Origin of the sequence: Intrasporangium sp. (genome assembly GCF_036566125.1) — a bacterium.
In the GTDB taxonomy this organism is placed as follows: Bacteria; Actinomycetota; Actinomycetes; order Actinomycetales; family Dermatophilaceae; genus Intrasporangium.
Genome location: NZ_DATCWX010000123.1, coordinates 1 through 3,017 on the forward strand (window position 1 = coordinate 1; position 3,017 = coordinate 3,017).

Consider the following 3,017-nt stretch of genomic DNA (forward strand, 5'->3'; position numbering starts at 1 on the left):
GTGCTGCGGACGATGCGGGGATGGGCGCCGGCGCTCGCCGACACGAGCCCGGTCGAGTCACTGCGGCGCGTCGTCGTCTACGCCGAGCCGTCGGAGCCGGCCCTGCGGGAGTGGGCGGCCTCCGACCTCAGCCACGGGCCCGTCGTCGTCGCGGACGGGTGGGGCCAGGTCGAGCTCGGCGGGATCGTCCACCTGAGCCAGCCGCTCGCCCCGGACCTCGTGCCCTCGGTGGAGCCGGCGATCGTCGACGCCTCCGGCGCGATCGTGTCCGATGGGGAAGCGGGGGAGCTCGTCCTCACCAAGGGTTGGGCCGGCGCGATGCTGCCCGGCACCGGCGACGTCGCGGCCGCGACCGACCACCACTGGACGAACCGGCCCGGGGTCTACACGACCGGTGACCGCGTGCGCCGAACACCGGAGGGTGGGCTCGAGTTCCTCGGCCGCACCGATGAGGTCATCTCCCTCTCCGGCCAGCTCGTCTCGATCAGCGAGGTCCGGGAGACGCTCCTCGGTCATCCGTTCGTCGAGCGCGCCGACGTCATCGAGCGCCGGGACGGACAAGGCGGGCGTTACCTGGCGGCGGCGATCGTGCTCGACGACGGGACGCCCGGGCGCGACCTCGCCGCCTTGGCCCGCGACCTCAACGAGACGGTCCGGGACAACCTCGGCGGGGTGGCCCGGCCACGGATGCTCATCTTCGTCGACCGGTTCGGGGACGAGCTGCGCGGCGACGAACGCCGCCGTGCCCTGGCCCGGCTGCCGCTCGGCGACACCCCGGAGCCCAGGTCCATCACCTGGCACCAGGTCCTCGCCGCTGCCGAGCACCTGACCTGAGCCCGTCCTGGCCCGCCGCAGGCCGGGAGGGCTGGGAGAGGACGAGGGCTGGGAGCGAGCTCAGCGGCATACGGCATCGTGGCTCGGCCCGCCCCGGCGAAACGGCCACGCGGGCACCTGCGGCCCGCTCCTAGACTGACCCGCATGGTCTCCCCGCTCGTCGCGCTCACCCCCAAGGTCCAGTCCGCGATCGCCGCCGCCCTCGGTGATGACTACCGCGAGGCGGACCCGGTGCTGCGCCCGTCGCAGTTCGCCGACGTGCAGGTCAACGCCGCGCTCGCCCTCGCCAAGAAGGTCGGCGCGCCGCCCCGGGACGTCGCGGGGAAGATCGTCGACGCGCTCGAGCTCGACGGCATCGCCGACCAGGTCGAGGTCAGCGGGCCGGGCTTCATCAACATCACCTTCAGCGACGCGTGGCTCGCGACCCTCCTCGCCGAGATCGACGCTGACGAGCGGCTCGGCGTGCCCGTCGAGGAGCGGCAGAACATCCCGATCGACTACTCCGCGCCCAACGTCGCCAAGGAGATGCACGTCGGCCACCTGCGGACGACCATCGTCGGCGACTCCCTGGCCCGGACTCTCGAGCACCTCGGCCACAACGTCATCCGGCAGAACCACATCGGTGACTGGGGCACGCCGTTCGGCATGCTCATCGAGCACCTCCTCGAGGTCGGGGAGAACTCGCCGGAGGCGGAGCTGTTGGTCACCGACCCCAACGCGTTCTACCAGGCGGCGCGGGTCAAGTTCGACACCGCTGAGCGAGCCGAACCTGACGGCAGCGCAGGCGATTTCGACATCAGGTCGCGGGCCAGGGTCGTCAAGCTCCAGGCCGGTGACCCCGAGACGCTGGAGCACTGGCACCGGCTCGTCGGCATGTCGAAGGCCTACTTCAACAAGGTCTACTCGACCCTCGGCGTGACGCTCGGCGACGAGAACCTGGCGGGGGAGTCGACGTACAACCACCTGCTCGCCGACATCTGCGACGAGCTGGAGGCGAAGGGGATCGCGACGATCTCCGACGGGGCGCTCTGCGTCTTCCTCGACCGCTACACCGGCCGGGAGGGCAAACCCGTGCCGCTCATCATCCGCAAGCGTGATGGCGGATATGGTTATCCCACAACGGATCTCGCGACCATCAAGTACCGCGTGTCCGAGCTCGAGGCCCACCGGGTGCTCTACGTCATCGGCGCTCCGCAAGCACTGCACCTCAACATGGTCTGGGACACCGCGCGCCTCGCGGGCTGGCTGCCGGAGCACGTCACGCCGGTGCACATCCAGATCGGCAACGTCCTCGGCGAGGACCGCAAGATCCTGAAGACCCGGTCCGGCTCGTCCCTGCGGCTCATGGCCCTGCTCGACGAGGCGGTCGTCAAGGCCCGCGCCCTCATCGATGAGACGCGGCCGGACCTGTCCGAGGAGGAGCGCGCCACGATCGCCCGGCAGGTCGGGATCGGCGCCGTGAAATACGCTGACCTCTCCGTCGCCCACAACAGCGAGTACGTGTTCGACCTCGACCGGATGGTGTCGCTGACGGGGAACACCGGGCCATACCTCCAGTACGTCGTCGCCCGGGTGCGCTCGATCTTCCGCCAGGCCGGCCTCGACCCGCTCGCGCAGCACGCCCCGATCGTCCTCGGCACCGAGCACGAGCGGGCCCTCGGCCAGCAGCTGCTGGGCTTCGCCGACGTCGTCACCGAGGTCGGGTCGCTCTACGAGCCGCACCGGCTCAGCGGCTACCTCTTCGAGTTGGCGCAGGCATTCTCGGCGTTCTACGAGAACTGCCCCGTGCTCAAGGCCGAGACCGACGAGCTGCGGCAGTCCCGGCTCACCCTCAGCGCACTCGTCCTGCGCACCATGACGACGGGGCTCGACCTGCTCGGCGTGGAGTCCCCCGAGCGGATGTGAGCGGGGAAGGTCGCCCACGTCCCGGCGTGGGCAACCTTTCACACATCCATGCCGTATGCCGCTGGGCTCGCCTCCAGTCAATGCCGCGCCGCGTGCGGGGCGGGGTGGGATGATCGCTTCGTGCGGTTCTCGTTCGGGGACGTCCTGCTCGACACCGACCGGTTCCTCCTCGAGCGGGGCGGAGAGCCGGTCCATGTCCAGCCGCAGGTCTTCGACGTCCTGTCGCACCTCGTGCTCAACCGGGAGCGGGTCGTGCCCAAGACGGAGCTGCTCGACGC

2 protein-coding genes are annotated in these 3,017 nt (G+C 70.6%); both read left to right on the plus strand.

Annotated elements, in window-relative coordinates; genetic code table 11:
• The coding region (locus VIR15_RS07340) for an AMP-binding enzyme (RefSeq protein WP_331926820.1) at nt 1-834 on the plus strand (834 nt) is incomplete at its 5' end.
• 144 nt (nt 835-978) lie between these two features.
• Entirely contained in the window at nt 979-2,739 is a 1,761-nt protein-coding gene (argS, locus tag VIR15_RS07345; RefSeq protein ID WP_331926821.1) for an arginine--tRNA ligase, read from the plus strand.
• Nucleotides 2,740-3,017 lie beyond the last annotated feature (278 nt).